Here is a 16506-nt window from a genome sequence, read left to right on the forward strand (position 1 = left end):
CCCGGCAGCCACGGCTCAGCCGATCGTGGTGGTGGTGAACACCGGGCTGGGGTTGGGGAAGCAGGCCGTCGGCGCGGTGATGTCGATCAGCTGCGTGACCACCGTGTCGAAGGTCAGGCCCGGGTCCTCGTAGCTGGTGCCGCCGAGCTTGGTCTCGATCGTGCCGGACTGGCCGGCGGTCAGGTTCACCGTCACCGTCGGCAGCTCGAACGCGGCGCCACCGGCGAGCGGCCCGGGGAAGCTGAGCGTGCCCACCCCGTTCGCCACCTCGATCTTCGGCGGGGTCGGGCCGAGCCCGGAACCACCGGACAGGGTGGCGTCGACGAAGGTGGAGTTGGCCGGGATCGGGATCTCCAGCGCGAAGTTCTTGATCTCCTTGATCTTGTACCCGCTGACCTCACCGGGCACGTTGTTCGGCGCCGGGTCGACCACCACGGTCAGCGCACCGCCGGGCGCCACCGTGGCGGGCGCGGTGACGTCCGCGGTCTGGTTCAGCGTGGCCTGCTGCGGGCCGACGATCGGGGCGTTCGCCTGGCAGTCCAGGGTCACGTCGTGGGCGGCGGCCGAGGCCGGGCTCGCCAGCGCGCACAGCGGCACCACGGCGATCGCGGCGGTGGTCAGGGTTTTACGCAGGGCAGACTTCATCGTCTCCACCTCTGGGGTGTGTGGGGTAACGGGGAGAGCCGCGCGGCGTTTAGATAGTTACCGGCAAGTTAAATAGCGCGTCAAGAAGTCACCGTTCCCATAAGCGGGTGGTGATCGCAACTGGGAACGAAGCCAGCCGAAGAGACTAGCGAACTGCGCCGATCAGGCCGGGATGACCTGCGAAGACACCACTTCGGCATACCGGTCGAGCACCAGCTCGGCCACGCGCCGGTCGGTGCCGAGCGGGGCGGCCATCGGCACTTCCGGCCCGGCGAGGGCGGCGATCCGGTCCGGCAGCAGCCCCGGCGCCAGGAACCACGACGCGACGGCGAAGCGGCGAGCGCCGTGTGCGCGCAGCTTCGCCATCGCCGCGGGCACGTCCGGCTTGGTGGCGCTGGCGAAGGCCGGGGCGACCAGCAGGCCGTGCCGGTGGTGCCAGCGCTCGGCGAGCCCGGTCACCGCCGCGTTCGCGGTCGCGTTCGAGGAACCGACCGCGGCGAGCACCACGCCCAACTCCGGGTCGGCGAGATCGGCGCCGGTTTCCCGCAGCCGGTCCAGCGCGACGGCCTCCAGCGAGGGGGCGACCCCGAGCACGTCCGCGATCCGCACGCCCAACCGCGGCAACCGGCTGGTCACGCTGTCCACGAGCGCGGGCAGGTCCACGCGCGCGTGGTACGCGCTGCCCAGCAGCAGCGGCGCCACCACGACCTCGCGATGCCCCTCCCGGTGCAGGCGGACGAGCACCTCGGGCACCGGCGGATCGGACAGGTCCAGGAAGGCCACCCGCACGTCGAGATCGGGCGCGAGCGCGCGCACGCGGCCGACGAGGGCGCGCACGGTGGCCGCGGACCGCGGGTCCCGGCTGCCGTGCGCGACGACGACCAGCGGGCTCACGCGAACCGCTCGCCGATCAGCCCGGCGGCGAGCGTGTCGCCGTCCTTCGGATCGATCACCAGGAACGCGCCGGTGCGCGGGCTGTCGGCGTAGTCGTCCACCGGCAGCTCCTCCGCCAGCCGCAGCGACACCGTGCCGATGTCGTTGAGCGCCAAGGTCTCCGGACTGTCCACAGTGGTCAGCGTCTGCTCGTCGAAGCGTGAGCCGATCTCGTCGACCAGTGCCTGCACGGTCCGCGCGCCGTGCTTGACCAGCACCCGCGCGCCCGCCGCGAGCGGCTTGTTCGACAGCCAGCACAACGCGGCGGTCAGCTCGTCGGTCACCCGCGGCGCCCGGTCCGCGATGGCGATCAGGTCGCCCCGCGAGATGTCCAGGTCGTCCTCCAGCAGCAGCGTCACCGAGGTGCCCGAACCCGCCTCCGCCAGCCGGCCGTCGGCGGTGTCGATCGCCGCGACACGGCTGCGCAGCCCGTGCGGCAGCACCACGACCTCGTCGCCGGGGCGCACGCTGCCCGCCGCGATCTGCCCCGCGTAACCCCGGTAGTCGGGGTATTCGGCGGTGCGCGGCCGGATCACGTACTGCACCGGGAAGCGGAACGCCGCGTCGTGCGGGTCCGGTGCCACCGGCACCTCTTCCAGGTGCTCGAGCAGTGTGGGCCCGGCGTACCACGGGGTGCGCTCGGACTTGACCGCCACGTTGTCGCCCTGCAGCGCGGAAACCGGGATCGACAGCACGTCCCCCTCGGCGTACCCGAGCGAAGTCGCGTGCGTGGCGAACTCGTTGGCGATCACCGCGAACACGGCCTCGTCGTAGTCCACCAGGTCGATCTTGTTCACCGCGAGCACCAGGCGCGGCACGCCGAGCAGCGCCAGCACCGCGGCGTGGCGGCGGGTCTGCTCCACCACGCCCTTGCGCGCGTCGACCAGCAGCACGGCCAGCTGCGCGGTGGACGCGCCGGTCACCGTGTTCCGGGTGTACTGCACGTGCCCGGGGGTGTCGGCGAGCACGAAGCTGCGCCGCGGGGTGGCGAAGTAGCGGTAGGCCACGTCGATGGTGATGCCCTGCTCGCGCTCGGAGCGGAGCCCGTCCACCAGCAGTGAGAGGTCCGGAGTGGACAGACCGCGGTCGACGCTGGCCCTGGTCACCGCGTCGAGCTGGTCGGCCAGCACCGACTTGGTGTCGTAGAGCAGGCGGCCGACCAAAGTGGACTTCCCGTCGTCCACGCTGCCCGCGGTGGCCAGCCTCAGCAGACTCGACATCAGAAGTAACCCTCTCGCTTGCGGTCTTCCATCGCCGCCTCGGACAGCCGGTCGTCCGCCCTGGTGGCGCCGCGCTCGGTGAGCCTGCTGGCCAGCACCTCGGCGATCACCTCGTCCACAGTGGACGCGGTGGACTCGATCGCGCCGGTGCACGAGCCGTCGCCGACGGTGCGGTAGCGCACGCTCAGCTCACGCACGTCCTCACCGGGACGCGGGCCGCCCCACGGGCCTTCGGTGAGCAGCATGCCGTCGCGCTCGTAGACCTTGCGCTGGTGCGCGAAGTAGATCGACGGCAGTTCCACGCCCTCGCGGTTGATGTAGTGCCAGACGTCGGCCTCGGTCCAGTTGGACAGCGGAAACACGCGCACCTGCTCGCCGGGGCGGTGCCTGCCGTTGTAGAGGTTCCACAGCTCCGGCCGCTGCCGTCGCGGCTCCCACTGGCCGAAGGCGTTGCGCAGGCTGAAGATCCGCTCCTTGGCGCGGGCGCGTTCCTCGTCGCGCCGCCCGCCGCCGAAGACCGCGTCGAACCTGTGCTCGGCGATGGTGTCCAGCAGCGGCTGGGTCTGCAGCGGGTTCCGGGTGCCGTCGGGGCGCTCGGCCAGCCTGCCGTCGTCGATCCAGTCCTGCACGTGCGCCACGATCAGCCGCAGCCCGTGCTTGCGGACCACCTCGTCGCGGAAGGCGATCACCTCGTCGAAGTTGTGCCCGGTGTCCACGTGCAGCAGCGGGAACGGCACCGGGGCCGGCCAGAACGCCTTGATCGCCAGGTGCAGCAGCAGGGTGGAGTCCTTGCCGCCGGAGAACAGGATCACCGGGCGGTCGAACTCCCCGGCGACCTCGCGGAAGATGTGGATGGCTTCGGATTCGAGCGCGGCCAGGTTGTCCTGGGCCGCGTCGGTAGCCGGCTCGAGCGTCGTCACGTTGATCCCTTTCAGCCGTGCAAGCCGCACTCGGTCTTGGCCTGGCCCGCCCACCGGCCGCTGCGCGGGTCGGCGCCGGGTGCCACCTTCGCCGTGCACGGCGCGCAGCCGATCGACGGATAACCCGCCGACACCAGCGGGTTCTGCAGGATGCCGTGCTCGCGGATGTAGTCGTTGAACTGCTCGTCGGTCCACGCGGCCAGCGGGTTGACCTTGACCAGGCCGTTGCGCTCGTCCCAGCCGACGATCGGGGTGTTGGCCCTGGTCGGCGCGTCCACCCGGCGCACGCCGGTGACCCACGCCGAGTACTTCGACAGGGTCTGGCGCAGCGGCACCACCTTGCGCAGGTGGCAGCACAGGCCGGGGTCGCGCTCGTGCAGCTTCGGGCCGTACTCGGCGTCCTGCTCGGCGACGCTCTGCTCGGCCTGGGCGTTGACGATCCGCACGTGCGGGTAGACCGCCTCGACCGCGTCCCTGGTGCCGATGGTCTCGGCGAAGTGGTACCCGGTTTCCAGGAACAGGATGTCCACATCGGACTTGGCCTGGGTGGCCAGTTCGATCAGCACGGCGTCCTGCATGTTGGACGCCACGATGAAATCGTCGCCGAAGGTGCGCACGGTCCAGTCCAGCGCTTCGGCGGCGGTGGCATCGGCCAATTCGGCCGAAGCGCGTTCGGCGAGGGTACGGTAATCGGCTGTCGCGGTCATTTCTTCGCCACCTCCGGAAGGGACAATCCGAGGAACTTCACCGAGAAGACCCGTCGGCAACCCGAACAGAGCCAGGCCCCGTTCTCTTCCGGACGGAGATCTTCGTCACCGCAGTAGGGGCAGTGGAACGGCGTCGCTCGCTCGGTCACTGCAGATCGCTTTCCTCGGCACGGGCCACCCATTGCGCGAACCGCTCGCCGTTTTCCCGCTTTTCCGCGAAATTGCGCACGACGCGTTCCACGTAGTCGGTCAGCTCGGTGCTGGTCACCTTGTGCCCGCGCAGTTTCCGGCCGAATCCGGCGTCGAGGCCGAGCCCGCCGCCGAGGTGCACCTGGAAGCCCTCGACCTGGTTCCCGTCGTTGTCGGTGACGATCTGGCCCTTGAGCCCGATGTCGGCGGTCTGGATGCGGGCGCACGAGTTCGGGCAGCCGTTGAGGTGCACGCTGAGCGCCTCGTCCAGCCCGATGTCGGACAGCCGCTTCTCCAGGTCGGCGACCAGGTCGTGGGCACGCGCCTTGGTCTCGACGATGGCCAGCTTGCAGAACTCGAGCCCGGTGCAGGCCATCACGCCACGCCGCCACGGCGACGGCTCGCTGTCCAGGCCCAGCTTCGACAGCGCCACCTGGAGTTCGGTGACCTTGTCCTCGGGCACGTCGAGCACGACGAGCTTCTGCTGCGGGGTGAGCCGGACGCGGGCGGAACCGGTGCGCTCCACCGCGTCGGCGACGGCGAGCAGCGTGGTGCCGGAGACCCGGCCGGCGATCGGCGCGAAGCCGACGTACCGCTTGCCGTCGACCTGTTTGTGCACGCCGACGTGGTCGATCGGGCGCTCGGGCACCTCGGGCGCCGGGCCGTCGATCAGCTCGCGCTTGAGGTACTCGTCCTGCAGCACCTGGCGGAACTTCTCCGCGCCCCAGTCCTTGACCAGGAACTTGATCCGCGCCCGCGAGCGCAGGCGGCGGTAGCCGTAGTCGCGGAAGACGCTGATCACGCCCTCCCAGACCTCGGGCACCTCGTCGAGCGGGACCCAGGTGCCCAGGCGCTGGCCGATCATCGGGTTGGTGGACAGCCCGCCGCCGACCCACAGGTCGAAGCCGGGACCGTGCTCGGGGTGGTTGACCCCGACGAAAGCCACGTCGTGGATCTCGTGCGCCACGTCGGCCTGGCCGGAGATCGCGGTCTTGAACTTGCGCGGCAGGTTCGAATAACGCGGGTCGCCGATGAAGCGGCGCTTGATCTCGTCGATCGCGGGCGTGCCGTCGATGATCTCTTCGGCCGCGATACCCGCCACCGGCGAGCCGAGAATGACCCGCGGGCTGTCACCGCAGGCCTCCATCGTGGTCATGCCGGCGTCTTCGAGCTGCTTCCAGATCGCGGGCATGTCCTCGACCTGGATCCAGTGGTACTGGATGTTCTGCCGGTCGGTGATGTCGGCGGTGTCGCGGGCGTAGCGCTGAGAGATCTCGCCGAGCACGCGCAGCTGGGCCAGGCTCAGCGCGCCGCCGTCGAGGCGGACCCGCAGCATGAAGTAGCGGTCGTCCAGCTCCTCGGGCTCCAGGGTGGCCGTGCGGCCGCCGTCGATGCCCGGCTTGCGCTGGGTGTAGAGGCCGAACCAGCGGAACCGGCCACGCAGGTCGGCGGGGTCGATCGAGTCGAAGCCGCCGTGCGCGTAGATGTTCTCGATCCGGGCCCGCACGTTGAGCGGGTTGTCGTCCTTCTTGGAACGCTCGTTCGGGTTGAGCGGTTCGCGGTAGCCGAGCGCCCACTGCCCCTCCCCGCGCCGCTGCTTGGCGCGTGCGGGGCGGGACGTGCTCGGGCGAGCAGGCGAGGCCATCGGTCCTCCGGGATTCTTCTGGCGCCTGCGCACCGTGAACGCCCTGGTCTGGCCGTGGTGGGAGCGATCGCGGCTGGGCTCGGCGCCGACATGGCATGGGTCAGGCGGGCGGAGCGGGATTACGCACGGCAGAGGGCGCTGGCGACACGTCGGAGGTCGACGTGGCGGCGAGCCACGAGGAGGACACCGGCGTAAGTCACGGTCCCAGGGTGCCACGCGTCCACAATGTGGTCGAGCGTTGCCCGAATGGTGGGAGCGAGGTCACCGGGCCTGGTCACCGGGGCCGATTTGGGATAGTGGAGGGGTGCACCTGCTCACCGATCCCACGCCGCCCGCCGAGCTGGCCCTGCCCGAATCCGCGCTGGCGGGCCTCGGCACCCGGCCGTTCGGGGTCTACGTCCACGTGCCGTTCTGCGCGACACGCTGCGGCTACTGCGACTTCAACACTTATACCGCCGGTGAGCTGGGTACGTCCTCCTCTCCCACCAGCTGGCTGGACGGCCTGCGCCGCGAGCTGGACCTGGCCGCGGCGATGCTGGGCCGGGCGCCGGCGGTGGACACCGTTTTTGTCGGCGGCGGCACCCCGTCGCTGCTCGGCGCGGACGGGCTCGCTTCCGTGCTGGACGCGGTGCGCGGTGCGTTCGGCCTGGCCAAGGGCGCCGAGGTGACCACCGAATCGAACCCGGAATCCACCTCGCCGGAGTTCTTCGCCGGAATTCGTGACGCGGGTTACAACCGCGTTTCCCTCGGCATGCAGTCCGCCGCCCGGCACGTGCTCAAGGTGCTGGACCGCGTGCACACCCCGGGGCGGCCGATCCTTGCCGCGATCGAGGCCCGCTCGGCCGGGTTCGAGCACGTCAACCTCGACCTGATCTACGGCACGCCGGGGGAGCGCGTCGAGGACCTGCGTGCCTCGCTGGACGCGGTGCTGACCGCGGGCGTGGACCACGTTTCGGCCTACGCGCTGATCGTCGAGGAGGGCACCGCGCTGGCCAGGCGGGTGCGCCGGGGCGAGCTGCCCATGCCGGACGACGACGTGCTCGCGGCCTACTACGAGCTGATCGACGAGGTGCTCGCCACGGCCAGGCTGCGCTGGTACGAGGTGTCGAACTGGGCGTCGTCGGAGGCCGCGCGCTGCCGTCACAACCTGGGCTACTGGCGCGGCGGGGACTGGTGGGGTGCCGGACCGGGGGCGCACAGCCACGTCGGCGGGGTGCGGTGGTGGAACGTGAAGCACCCGGCGAAGTACGCGGACCTGCTGGCGGCCGGGCACGTGCCCGCCGGTGGGCAGGAGGTGCTGAGCGAGTCCGAGCGGCACGTCGAACGGGTGATGCTGGAGCTGCGGCTGGCGGACGGGCTGCCGCTGGACGCGCTGGACGCCGCGGGCGCCTCGGAGGCGCGGGCGGCAGCGCGCGAGGGACTGCTGGTGGAGTCGGAACTGTCGGCGCGGGGCCGGGCCGTGCTCACGGACAAGGGCCGCCTACTCGCGGACGGCGTAGTCCGACGGCTGGTGCCTTAGGCGGTTGATGTCACGAATGTGGCTTTCGAGACGTTTGGCGTCCCGAAAGCCACATTCGTGACACCGGGGTCGGGAGCCGCGTTCGGCGCTCGGGGGCACCCGTCAGAGCTGCGGGCGGACCAGGCCCGATTCGTAGGCGGCGATGACCAGCTGCGCTCGGTCCCGCGCGTCCAGCTTGGTGAGCAGGCGGCTGACGTAGGTCTTCGCGGTCAGCGGGCTGATCACCAGTTCCTCGGCCAGTTCGGCGTTGCTCAGCCCGCGCCCGATCAGCGTCAGGACCTCCCGCTCGCGAGCCGTCAGCATGTCGAGCACTCCCGGCGGCGGGTCCGGCTGCGCCAGCACCCGCGTGATCAGCGCCCGCGTCGCTCCCGGCGAGAGCAGGGCGTCCCCGGCGGCGACCGTCCTGATCGCGGCCAGCAGCGTGCCCGGCTTGGCGTCCTTCACCAGGAATCCGCTGGCCCCCGCGCGCAACGCGCCGAGCACGTTGTCGTCGGTTTCGAAGGTGGTCAGGATCAGCACCCGCACCCCGGCCAGGTCGGGGTCCTCGGCGATCCGCGCGGTGGCCGCGATGCCGTCGGTGCCGGGCATGCGGATGTCCATCACCACCACGTCGGCCCGCTCGGCCCGCGCCATGGTCACCGCCTGCGCCCCGTCGGCCGCCTCGCCCACCACCGCCATGTCTTCCGCCGACGAGATCAGCAGGGCGAACGCGCTGCGCACCAGCGCCTGGTCATCGGCGAGCAGGACCCGGATCACACGCGCTCCTCGGCAGGCAGTTCGGCGGTGACGGTGAAACCACCGCGGGCGCCGGGACCGGCGGTGAGCCGCCCGCCGAGCACGGCGGCCCGTTCGGTCATGCCGATGATGCCGTACCCGCCCCCGCGCCTGCCGGTGCTGCCCCGGCCGTCGTCGGTGATCTCCAGCCGCACGCGCCCGCCGAGGTAGTCGAGCCGCACGGTGGCCCGCGAGGCGGTGGCGTGCTTGACCACGTTCGTCAGCGCTTCCTGCGTGATCCGGTACAGCGTGATCTCGACCGCGGGCCCCAGCTCCCGGGGCTCGCCGTGCTCGGAAAACGTCACGGCGACCCCGGCGGACCGGGTGGCGTCGACCAGTTCCGGGAGCCGGTCCAGCCCGGGCGTCGGACGGCGGTCGGAGTCGGTTTCGTTGCCCCGCAGCACATCGAGTGTGGTGCGGAGTTCCGCGAGCGCCTTGCTGCTGGCCTCGGCGACGGTCCGCAACGGCTCGGCGATCCGCGCCAGCGCCGGGTGGTCGCGTTCCTCGTCGAGCAGGTGCGCGGCCACCCCGGCGTGCGCGTTGATCACCACGATGTTGTGCGCCAGCACGTCGTGCAGGTCCCGCGCGATCCGCAGCCGCTCTTCGGCGACGCGCCGCGCGGCGCGCTCGGTGATGCTGTCGACGTACTGGCGGTGCTGGCGGACGGCCTCGCCGAACACCGTCGCCACGGTCAGCCAGCCCAGCGGCGCGGCCACCTCCACCCCTGGCGGGCCGTCCTGCGTCAGGCCGATGGTCAGCGCGATGGCCAGGAAGATCGGCAGCAGGGTGGCGATCGTGCGCTTGCGGGTACCGCTGACCACCACCGTGTACAGCAGCACCATCACCGGCGGCAGCGCGACCTCGTGCGGGTAGTCCACCGCGTGGTACGGCACCGCCGCGACGCAGCTGACCAGCAGCGCGGGCAGCGGCAGCCACCGCCGGACGAGCACCGGCAGGGTCTGCGCCACCAGCAGCAGCGCGCCGGCGCCGTCGAGTTCGTGGCCCTCGAACCAGTGCGTGGGCAGCAGCCACGCGGCCAGCACGGTGACCGCGGCCAGCGCGGCGGTCAGCGCCGCGTCGGCGAGGCCGACGCGGCGCCGGGGTTCCGTCGTCACCGCTCCATCTTCCCCGGCAACGCCACCAGCAGGGGCGCGACCAGCAGCGGTTGCACCACCAGCGTCTGCAGCAGCACCCCGGCGGCGACCGCGAACCCGAGTTCGACCATCGGCACGAACGGCAGGGACGCCAGCACCGCGAAGGTGGCCGCGAGCACCAGGCCCGCCGACGCGATCACCCCGCCGGTCGAGGTCACCGCCCGCCGCGTGGCCTCCTTGGTGCCCAGCCGCGGGGCGTCGTCGCGGATGCGGGCCACCAGGAAGATCGAATAGTCCACGCCCAGCGCGACACCGAACACGAAGCACAGCGCGGGCAGGTTCGCCGCCGTCCCGGCGAAGCCGAAGAGCACGTCGTAGGCGATCGCGCCGATGCCGAGCGCCGCGGCGAAGCAGAGCAGCACCGCGCCCACCACCACGAGCGACGCGACCACCGCCCGCAGGAGCAGGACGAGCACCAGCAGGACCACGGCGAGCACCAGCGGCAGGACCAGCCAGTTGTCCGCCGCGGTGGCCTCGCGGGTGTCCAGTTCCTCGGCGGCGGGCCCGCCGACCAGCGCGTCCGGGGCGACCGCCGCGCGCAGGCGGCTCACCGTGTCGAACTCCTCCTGGGTGTCCGGGGTGGCGCCGGGGCGGACCTCGATGACGGTCAGCCCGTCGCCCTGCCGCGCCGGTTCGGCCTCGGCGACGCCGGGCACGGCCGCGGCAAGCGCGGTCACGTCGTCCGCCTTCGCGCTGTCGGTGACCACGGTGAGCGGGCGGCCGCTCTGCTCGGGGAACGCCTGGCCGAGGGTGGCGTATCCGGCGACCGACTCGGGGGTGTCGGTGAACTGGCCCGTCTCGCCGAGGTCGCCGCCGAGCTGGGTGAGGCCGAGCGCGAAGACCCCGAGCACGGCGGCGCTCGCGGCGGCCGTGCGCACCGGCTTGGCGACCGCGTGGTTCGCGACCCTGGCCCAGATGCCGCGGCTCGCCGTGGCCGGAGCGCCGTAGCGCGGCACCTTCGGCCAGAACACCCGCCGTCCGGTGACCAGCAGCAGCGCCGGGAACAGCGTCAACATGGTGACCAGCGTGCAGGCGATGCCGACGGCACCGGCCAGGCCGAGCCCGGACAGGTCGTTCATCCTGGCGGCGAGCAGGCACAGCAGGCCGAGCGTGACCGTGCCGGCCGACGCGAGCACCGCCGGGCCGGCGCCCCGCAGCGCGGCACCCATCGCCTGGTGCACGTCGTGCACGCGCCGCAGTTCCTCGCGATACCGGGCGACCAGCAGCATGGCGTAGTCGGTGCCCGCCCCGAACACCAGCACGATCATGATCGAGAAGCTCTGCGTGGACACGGTGATCCCGGCGGCCGACGCGATGCCGTACAGGGCCGCCATCGACACCATCGCCGACACGCCGACCGCGGCCAGCGGCAGCAACCACAGGAACGGGCTGCGGTAGGTGATGATCAGCAGCAACGCCACGACGGCGGTGGTGACCATCATCAGCGTCTCGTCGATGCCTTCGAAGACCGCGTCGATGTCGGCGCCGATCGCGCTGGACCCGGTCACCTGCACGGTCAGCCCCGGCGGTGGCTGCGCGACGGCCAGCCGGACCTCCTCGACGAAGGCGGCCGTGCGTTCCTCGTCCTCGCCCGGATTTTCCCGTTCCACGGCGTACATCAGCGTGCGGCCGTCGTCGGAGGTCACCGGTGGCATGCCGGTGCCGCCGAGCGCGTCACGCCGCGCGGTCGCCCACGTGCGGTCCGCTTCAGTGATGCCGTCCTGCCGCTGCTGCACGACGAGCACCTGGTCGCCTTCGCCGCCGGGAATCCGTTCCACGAGTTCGGTGACCCTGGTGGATTCCGCGTCGGCGGGCAGCCGGTCACGTGCGTCGTCGCTCTGCACCGACCCGATGTTCAGCCCGACCGGCACGGCCAGCGCGAGCAGCAGCAACCACAACCCGATGATGACCCGCTTGGCCGTCCGGCCGGCGGGCAGCGCGAAGTACCCGCGCGCCTGTTCCGCTTTTTCCAGCACCGTTTCGCCCCTTCAATTGGCTCGGGGCGAAACGGTGCCGGGTCAGCGGGGGTGTGCGCGTCCGGCTGGAGTGGACAGCCGGGGTACTCCTGGAGTTGACACGGCTTCCGGTCAGCGAGAGCGGGCACGCCAGAACGTGCGTCCGCGTGCGCTCGCCCCGACCCCGGCCAGGTGCAGTGCCACGCAGAGCAGACCGGCGGTGAGCAGGGTGCCTCCGTCGAGCGCCGTCCCGAGCGAGATGTCGGCCAGGTCGAAGATCAGCGCCAAGCCGAAGATGACCGCGGCAATGATGGCGAACACGGCAGTCCTCCTTTCGAGCCCCCGATACCGGTGCGGGTACCCGGTACCGCCGCGCTGATTCCTCGCATTCGGAGCAATCCGCTCAGCCCGGCGGGATCCGCTCGGCGAGCCGGCGGCGGAAGTGGGCGCACTCGAGGAAGTCGTCGCTGGTGCAGGCGATCGCGTGCCCGAGCGCGGCGCGGGCGGCCTCGGCTTCCTCGATGCGCTTGGTCAGGGCCGCGTGGTGCTCGCGCAGCGCCGCGCGGCGGTCGGCCGGATCGCCGGTGGTCAGCACGCGCCGGATTTCGGCCAGGCCGAAGCCGAGTTCCTTGCCCTGGAGGATGAGCGCCACCTTGACCACGTCGGACTTCCGGTAGCGGCGCTGCCCGCCCGCGGTGCGCTCCGGGGTGAGCAGTCCTTCGGCCTCCCAGTGCCGGAGCACGTTCGTCGGCAGCCCGAACCGGCCGGCCAGCTCGCCGACGGTGTACTCGCTTGACTTCATGTCGACATGAAGTCACAGACTGGGGTCACACGGCAACCCGGACCGGAGGTTTTCCGATGATCGAACGCTTTGTCGCCATGATGGACGGTTTCGAACGCGAGCCGGCCGCCGCGCTGGCCCGGCACCGCGGGCACGAGCTGCTGCGCGTGGCGGCGGGGCAGCGGGTGGTGGACGTGGGCTGCGGCACCGGGACTTCGGTGGGGGAGCTGGCCGCGGCGGGCGCGCGGGTGTCCGGTGTGGACGTCAACCCCGAAGTGCTGGTGGTGGCGAAGGGACGTCATCCCGCCGGTGAGTTCACCGAAGGCAGCGCGGAGCGGCTTCCCTTTCCCGACGGGCATTTCCACGGTTACCGCGCGGAACGCGTCTACCACGCGGTGGCCGACCCGGCGGCCGCGCTGGCCGAGGCGGCGCGGGTACTGGCGCCCGGCGGGCGCATAGTCCTCATTGGACCGAACTGGGAGATGGTCGGGGTCGACAGCGACGACCCGGCCACCGAGCGGGCCGTGCTGGGTGCCCAGGTGGCGTCGATGCCGTCACCGCGCAGCGCGCTGCGGTACCGGAACCTGTTGCTGGACGGCGGTTTCACCGACGTGGCGGTGGAGGTGCACACCGCGCTGCTGACCGGCGAGACCGGGCTGCCGATGCTGGAGTCGGCGGCCTCGGCCGCCGTCGGCACGGGCGTGATCAGCGCCGAGCGAGCCCAGAACTGGCTCGCGGAGCAGCGGGAACGCGTGGCGCGGGGCCGGTTCCTGCTCGCGGCCCCGCAGTTCGTCGCGTCGGCCACCCGGCCTTAACGGAGGGTCTGCCCGGTCAGGGTGACGTCCTCCAGCGCGCGGAGGTAGTGCGGGACGACGGTCGTCGCGTCCCGCACCCAGCCCGGGCTGACGACGTTGACCCGCAGTCCGCGCGGAAGTTCCGCCGCGGCCGCCGCCACGAACGCCTCCAGGCCCGAGTTGGTCAGCGCGCCGAAGCTGCTGCCCGGCGTCGGTTCCTCGAAGGTGCCCGAGGTCAAGGTGACCGAACCGCCGTCCGGCAGGTGCTCGACGGCCCGCCGCAGCAGCCGCACCTGCCCGAGCAGCTTGGTCTCCAGCCCGGTGAAGAACTCCTCGTCGGTGCCCGAGTCGATGGGCACGAGCGCGCCGCTCGCCGCGCAGCAGAGCACGGCGTCGAGAGGCCCGGCTGTGGCGAAGAGGCCCTCGGGGCGGGCGATGTCCACTGGACTGGAACTGGTCCGCGAAACGGGAACCACGTCGTACCCACGGTCGCGCAGGGCCGCGGTCACCGCGGTGCCGATGGTTCCGGTCGCACCGATCACTGCAACTCTCACGCCGCCGATCCTGCGTGAACCGGCGTGGTCGTGCCTGCCCCTGCCAGGGGCAGGCATGCTGGGGCCATGCTGGGTGAATTCCTCCGCGACCGCCGCGCGCGGTTGCGGCCCGCCGACGTCGGGCTGGCCGACTACGGCGAAGTCCGCCGCGTTCCCGGCCTGCGCCGCGAGGAACTGGCGGCCTTGGCGGGCGTCAGCCCCGGTTACTACCGGCGGCTGGAGCAGGGTGAGCACGGTGCGGTGTCCGAGGCCGTGCTCGAAGCGCTCGCCAAGGCGCTGCGCCTCGACGACGAGGAACGCGCGCACCTGCACGCGCTGGCGAACGCCAAGACCGTGCACCCGGAGATGCCGGAGCGGCTGGCACCACGGCATCGTGTGCTGCTCGGCGCCGTGGGAGCCGTTCCCGCGCTGATCCTCGGCAGGCACACCGACGTGCTGGCGTGGAACCGCCTCGGCCACGCGCTGCTCGCCCCGCACCTGGATTTCGACGCCCGGCCGAACTGGGCACGCCTGTTCTTCCTGGACGCTCGCGTGCGCGGACTGTTCGACTCGGACAAGGCTGCCGACACCGTCGCCGATCTGCGCCACCTCGCGGGCCGTCGCCCCGGCGACACCGCGCTGACCGCGCTCATCGACGAGTTGCGCCGCGCCAGCCCCGAATTCGCCGGGCTGTGGGCGGCGCACCCGGTGCGCGGCTGCGCGCACCACACGCGTGTCTACCGGCACGCCACGGCGGGCCCGCTCACGCTGACCGACGAACTCCTGCCGCTGCCGGACAGCGACGGCCAGCGGCTCGTCCTTTTCTACGCCGAGCCGGGTTCGCCGTCGGAAGCCGGGTTGAGGGAGCTGAGCAGGGCGTCGAGCTTGCGGTAGCGGCTTTCGGCGGCCAGGCGGTAGGTGTCGATCCAGCCGGTCAGCGCTTCGAGCGCGGCGGGGGCCAGGTGGCACGGGCGGCGCTGGCCGTCGCGGCTGCGGGTGATCAGGCCGGCCGCCTCCAGCACCTGGATGTGCCGCGAAACCGCCTGCTTGGTGATGGTGAACGGCTCGGCCAGCTCGTTCACCGTGGCCTCACCGCGGGACAGGCGCGCGATCATCGCCCGCCGCACGGGATCGCCGAGCGCGGCGAAGGCCCGGTCCAGCCACTCGTCATCCACCGTCATTAAGGCAACCTAGCGTTTTATCAACAAGTCAGTTTACTATAGGTGGCGCCCGCGGACCCGTCAACCGCGGCGCAGGCCGCGCAGCAGCATGTCCAGCCCGAAGCGGAAGCGGTCCGCCGAGGTTTCCGCCGAGAAGTACTGGCCGAGGGTGAGCATGTTCGGGAACCGGCCCGGCATCGAGCTGAGGTACTCGTGCATCTGGCGCCCGCGCTCGGCGGCCTCGTCCTCGGCGAACTCGCCCGACGCCCAGCCGCTGGCCTCGTAGGCGAATGCCTTGGTGTACAAGGAAAGCGCGTCGGAGGCGTAGGCGGCGTCCCGTTCGGACAGTCCACCGGCACGCAGCAGGGCGAGCACCGTTTCCCCATGCTGCAAGGCGTTCGGGCCCACGGGCACCTGTGTCGCCCAGGCGACCTTCGCGATGCCGGGATGGGCCAGCATCGCCGAAAGCTGGCCCTGCAGCACTTCCCGGAGCTGCTCGTCCCAGCGCGCCGGGTCCGGTTCGGGCAGCTCGACCTCGCCCAGCACCTGGTCGAACATCAGCTCGTGCAGTTCGTCCTTGTTGGACACGTGTGCGTAGAGCGAGGCCGCGCCGGTGTCCAGCGCCTGGGCGACCCGCCGCATGCTCACCGCGTCGATGCCTTCGGCGTCGAGCAGTTCGAGTGCGGTGCGCACGATCAGCTCGGCGGACAGCTGCGGTTTCACCGCGCGTCCGGAGCGCCGCCACGGCGGAGCGGGAACGGTCATGGCGAACACTGTACTTGACACGAACAGTGTTCGTAAGTACGAATGGTGTTCGTCAAACGAACGGTGTTCGAAGGAGATGGGCATGAGCGAGCAGGCGGTGTTCAGCACGCTGAACGAGCTGACCGAGGCATGGAACGCGGGCGACGCGGCGGCGTACGCGCGGCTGTTCCTCGAAGACGCGGACTACGTGAACTTCATGGGGCAGAACAGCCGGGGCCGGGCGGCTATCGAGGAGAGCCACCGGTTCCTCTTCGACGGCCCGCTCAAGGGCTCGAAGATGACCTGCGGCACCACGCCGCCCGCGGTCCGGTTCGTGCGCCCGGACGTGGCGATCGTGGTCATCGGCGGCGGCACCACGCTCGACGGCGCGGACGAGGACCCGAGCCGGGCGTCGACGGTCACCTTTGTGCTGGTGGAGGAGCCGGAAGGCTGGCGCATCGCGTCGTTCCAGAACACGCGGCGCACGGCGGTGCCGTCGTGAAGCTGATGGTCGAGGTCGCCGGTGTGGTCGAGGCGCCGCCCGAGCGCGTGCTCGCCGCGGTCGCCCGTGACACCGGCTGGCGGCGCGACGGCGACACGGTCTGGGCGCAGGGTGGCTGGTGGTACCGCGGTGAGTACCTGGTGTCACCGGCGGCGGGTGGTTCGCGGGTGGTCCACCGGGTGTTCAACGTGGCGCGGAGTCCGGTGTGGACGGTCGCGCTGGCCAACCGGCTGTTCATCGGCTTCCGCGAGCGGACCAGGGACGGGGTCGGTGCCCTGCTGGCCAGGGTCGGCGAGGAACTGGGGTGCGCGGCCCGGCTGACGTGACGTAG

At 71.6% G+C, this 16506-nt stretch carries 21 protein-coding genes; 5 read left to right on the forward strand and 16 right to left on the reverse strand.

Annotated elements, in window-relative coordinates:
- Positions 1-15 precede the first annotated feature (15 nt).
- From A4R43_RS40085 to A4R43_RS44885, 8 genes are all read right to left on the reverse strand, one after another.
- Positions 16-645, reverse strand: a complete 630-nt coding sequence (locus A4R43_RS40085; RefSeq protein ID WP_113696852.1) for a cyclase — start codon at positions 643-645, stop codon at positions 16-18.
- Positions 646-807: 162 nt separating this feature from the next.
- Positions 808-1539: a sirohydrochlorin chelatase gene (locus A4R43_RS40090; protein ID WP_113696853.1), complete on the reverse strand. Its 732-nt coding sequence runs from the start codon at positions 1537-1539 to the stop codon at positions 808-810.
- Positions 1536-2798 carry a sulfate adenylyltransferase subunit 1 gene (locus A4R43_RS40095; protein ID WP_113696854.1) on the reverse strand — a complete coding sequence of 421 codons (1263 nt, stop codon included), beginning with the start codon at positions 2796-2798 and terminating at the stop codon, positions 1536-1538. Before A4R43_RS40095 ends, A4R43_RS40090 begins: the two co-directional genes overlap by 4 nt.
- Positions 2798-3718, reverse strand: a complete 921-nt coding sequence (gene cysD, locus A4R43_RS40100; RefSeq protein ID WP_113698202.1) for a sulfate adenylyltransferase subunit CysD — start codon at positions 3716-3718, stop codon at positions 2798-2800. Before cysD ends, A4R43_RS40095 begins: the two co-directional genes overlap by 1 nt.
- 11 nt (positions 3719-3729) lie before the next feature.
- Positions 3730-4425 carry a phosphoadenylyl-sulfate reductase gene (locus A4R43_RS40105; RefSeq protein WP_113696855.1) on the reverse strand — a complete coding sequence of 232 codons (696 nt, stop codon included), beginning with the start codon at positions 4423-4425 and terminating at the stop codon, positions 3730-3732.
- Complete coding sequence (locus A4R43_RS44340) at positions 4422-4574, reverse strand: Insertion element protein (protein ID WP_162788768.1); 153 nt, start codon at positions 4572-4574, stop codon at positions 4422-4424. Before A4R43_RS44340 ends, A4R43_RS40105 begins: the two co-directional genes overlap by 4 nt.
- Positions 4571-6259, reverse strand: a complete 1689-nt coding sequence (locus tag A4R43_RS40115; protein ID WP_113696857.1) for a nitrite/sulfite reductase — start codon at positions 6257-6259, stop codon at positions 4571-4573. Before A4R43_RS40115 ends, A4R43_RS44340 begins: the two co-directional genes overlap by 4 nt.
- 119 nt (positions 6260-6378) lie before the next feature.
- A complete protein-coding gene (locus A4R43_RS44885; protein WP_418190788.1) occupies positions 6379-6537 on the reverse strand; it encodes a putative leader peptide in 159 nt (52 codons plus the stop codon).
- Positions 6538-6563: 26 nt separating this feature from the next.
- Between A4R43_RS44885 and hemW the strand changes: the two genes are divergently transcribed.
- Positions 6564-7778, forward strand: a complete 1215-nt coding sequence (hemW, locus tag A4R43_RS40120; RefSeq protein ID WP_205215170.1) for a radical SAM family heme chaperone HemW — start codon at positions 6564-6566, stop codon at positions 7776-7778.
- Positions 7779-7880: 102 nt separating this feature from the next.
- Here hemW and A4R43_RS40125 read toward each other — a convergent pair whose 3' ends face one another.
- The 5 genes from A4R43_RS40125 to A4R43_RS40145 form a co-directional block, all read right to left on the reverse strand.
- Positions 7881-8534 carry a response regulator gene (locus tag A4R43_RS40125; protein WP_113696858.1) on the reverse strand — a complete coding sequence of 218 codons (654 nt, stop codon included), beginning with the start codon at positions 8532-8534 and terminating at the stop codon, positions 7881-7883.
- Positions 8531-9667, reverse strand: a complete 1137-nt coding sequence (locus A4R43_RS40130) for a sensor histidine kinase (RefSeq protein WP_113696859.1) — start codon at positions 9665-9667, stop codon at positions 8531-8533. The genes A4R43_RS40125 and A4R43_RS40130 overlap by 4 nt, the downstream gene beginning before the upstream one ends.
- Positions 9664-11682 carry an MMPL family transporter gene (locus A4R43_RS40135; RefSeq protein WP_113696860.1) on the reverse strand — a complete coding sequence of 673 codons (2019 nt, stop codon included), beginning with the start codon at positions 11680-11682 and terminating at the stop codon, positions 9664-9666. Before A4R43_RS40135 ends, A4R43_RS40130 begins: the two co-directional genes overlap by 4 nt.
- A 111-nt stretch (positions 11683-11793) precedes the next feature.
- A complete protein-coding gene (locus tag A4R43_RS40140; RefSeq protein ID WP_113696861.1) occupies positions 11794-11982 on the reverse strand; it encodes a hypothetical protein in 189 nt (62 codons plus the stop codon).
- Positions 11983-12064: 82 nt separating this feature from the next.
- On the reverse strand, positions 12065-12463 hold the full coding sequence (locus tag A4R43_RS40145; protein WP_113696862.1) for a MerR family transcriptional regulator: 399 nt from the start codon (positions 12461-12463) through the stop codon (positions 12065-12067).
- 56 nt (positions 12464-12519) lie between these two features.
- Between A4R43_RS40145 and A4R43_RS40150 the strand changes: the two genes are divergently transcribed.
- On the forward strand, positions 12520-13257 hold the full coding sequence (locus A4R43_RS40150; RefSeq protein WP_113696863.1) for a methyltransferase domain-containing protein: 738 nt from the start codon (positions 12520-12522) through the stop codon (positions 13255-13257).
- On the opposite strand, the gene A4R43_RS40155 is transcribed toward A4R43_RS40150, so the two are convergent.
- Positions 13254-13790, reverse strand: coding sequence for an SDR family oxidoreductase (locus tag A4R43_RS40155; RefSeq protein WP_113696864.1), 537 nt, complete (start codon positions 13788-13790; stop codon positions 13254-13256). The genes A4R43_RS40150 and A4R43_RS40155 overlap by 4 nt on opposite strands.
- A gap of 66 nt (positions 13791-13856) precedes the next feature.
- On the opposite strand from A4R43_RS40155, the gene A4R43_RS40160 reads away from it, so the two are divergent.
- Positions 13857-14663, forward strand: coding sequence for a helix-turn-helix transcriptional regulator (locus tag A4R43_RS40160; RefSeq protein WP_113696865.1), 807 nt, complete (start codon positions 13857-13859; stop codon positions 14661-14663).
- Here A4R43_RS40160 and A4R43_RS40165 read toward each other — a convergent pair.
- Both A4R43_RS40165 and A4R43_RS40170 read right to left on the reverse strand, forming a co-directional pair.
- Entirely contained in the window at positions 14594-14950 is a 357-nt protein-coding gene (locus A4R43_RS40165) for an ArsR/SmtB family transcription factor (RefSeq protein ID WP_113696866.1), read from the reverse strand. The two genes, A4R43_RS40160 and A4R43_RS40165, sit on opposite strands and share 70 nt — an antisense overlap.
- A gap of 60 nt (positions 14951-15010) precedes the next feature.
- Positions 15011-15694: a TetR/AcrR family transcriptional regulator gene (locus A4R43_RS40170; RefSeq protein WP_113698204.1), complete on the reverse strand. Its 684-nt coding sequence runs from the start codon at positions 15692-15694 to the stop codon at positions 15011-15013.
- A gap of 82 nt (positions 15695-15776) precedes the next feature.
- On the opposite strand from A4R43_RS40170, the gene A4R43_RS40175 reads away from it, so the two are divergent.
- On the forward strand, positions 15777-16175 hold the full coding sequence (locus tag A4R43_RS40175; RefSeq protein WP_236808561.1) for an SgcJ/EcaC family oxidoreductase: 399 nt from the start codon (positions 15777-15779) through the stop codon (positions 16173-16175).
- Between the two features lie 5 nt (positions 16176-16180).
- Positions 16181-16501, forward strand: coding sequence for a hypothetical protein (locus tag A4R43_RS40180; RefSeq protein ID WP_236809354.1), 321 nt, complete (start codon positions 16181-16183; stop codon positions 16499-16501).
- Positions 16502-16506: the final 5 nt, after the last annotated feature.

It is taken from the genome of Amycolatopsis albispora, assembly GCF_003312875.1.
Taxonomy (GTDB): domain Bacteria; phylum Actinomycetota; class Actinomycetes; order Mycobacteriales; family Pseudonocardiaceae; genus Amycolatopsis; species Amycolatopsis albispora.

What these genes read in the sequence shown, in the direction of transcription:
- A4R43_RS40085 (WP_113696852.1), bottom strand. Translation starts at nt 645, where the DNA reads ATGAAGTCTGCCCTGCGTAAAACCCTGACCACCGCCGCGATCGCCGTG.
- A4R43_RS40165 (WP_113696866.1), bottom strand. Translation starts at nt 14,950, where the DNA reads ATGACGGTGGATGACGAGTGGCTGGACCGGGCCTTCGCCGCGCTCGGC.
- A4R43_RS40145 (WP_113696862.1), bottom strand. Translation starts at nt 12,463, where the DNA reads ATGAAGTCAAGCGAGTACACCGTCGGCGAGCTGGCCGGCCGGTTCGGG.
- A4R43_RS40095 (WP_113696854.1), bottom strand. Translation starts at nt 2,798, where the DNA reads ATGTCGAGTCTGCTGAGGCTGGCCACCGCGGGCAGCGTGGACGACGGG.
- A4R43_RS40115 (WP_113696857.1), bottom strand. Translation starts at nt 6,259, where the DNA reads ATGGCCTCGCCTGCTCGCCCGAGCACGTCCCGCCCCGCACGCGCCAAG.
- A4R43_RS40160 (WP_113696865.1), top strand. Translation starts at nt 13,857, where the DNA reads ATGCTGGGTGAATTCCTCCGCGACCGCCGCGCGCGGTTGCGGCCCGCC.
- A4R43_RS40180 (WP_236809354.1), top strand. Translation starts at nt 16,181, where the DNA reads ATGGTCGAGGTCGCCGGTGTGGTCGAGGCGCCGCCCGAGCGCGTGCTC.
- A4R43_RS40105 (WP_113696855.1), bottom strand. Translation starts at nt 4,425, where the DNA reads ATGACCGCGACAGCCGATTACCGTACCCTCGCCGAACGCGCTTCGGCC.
- A4R43_RS40175 (WP_236808561.1), top strand. Translation starts at nt 15,777, where the DNA reads ATGAGCGAGCAGGCGGTGTTCAGCACGCTGAACGAGCTGACCGAGGCA.
- A4R43_RS40150 (WP_113696863.1), top strand. Translation starts at nt 12,520, where the DNA reads ATGATCGAACGCTTTGTCGCCATGATGGACGGTTTCGAACGCGAGCCG.
- A4R43_RS40170 (WP_113698204.1), bottom strand. Translation starts at nt 15,694, where the DNA reads ATGACCGTTCCCGCTCCGCCGTGGCGGCGCTCCGGACGCGCGGTGAAA.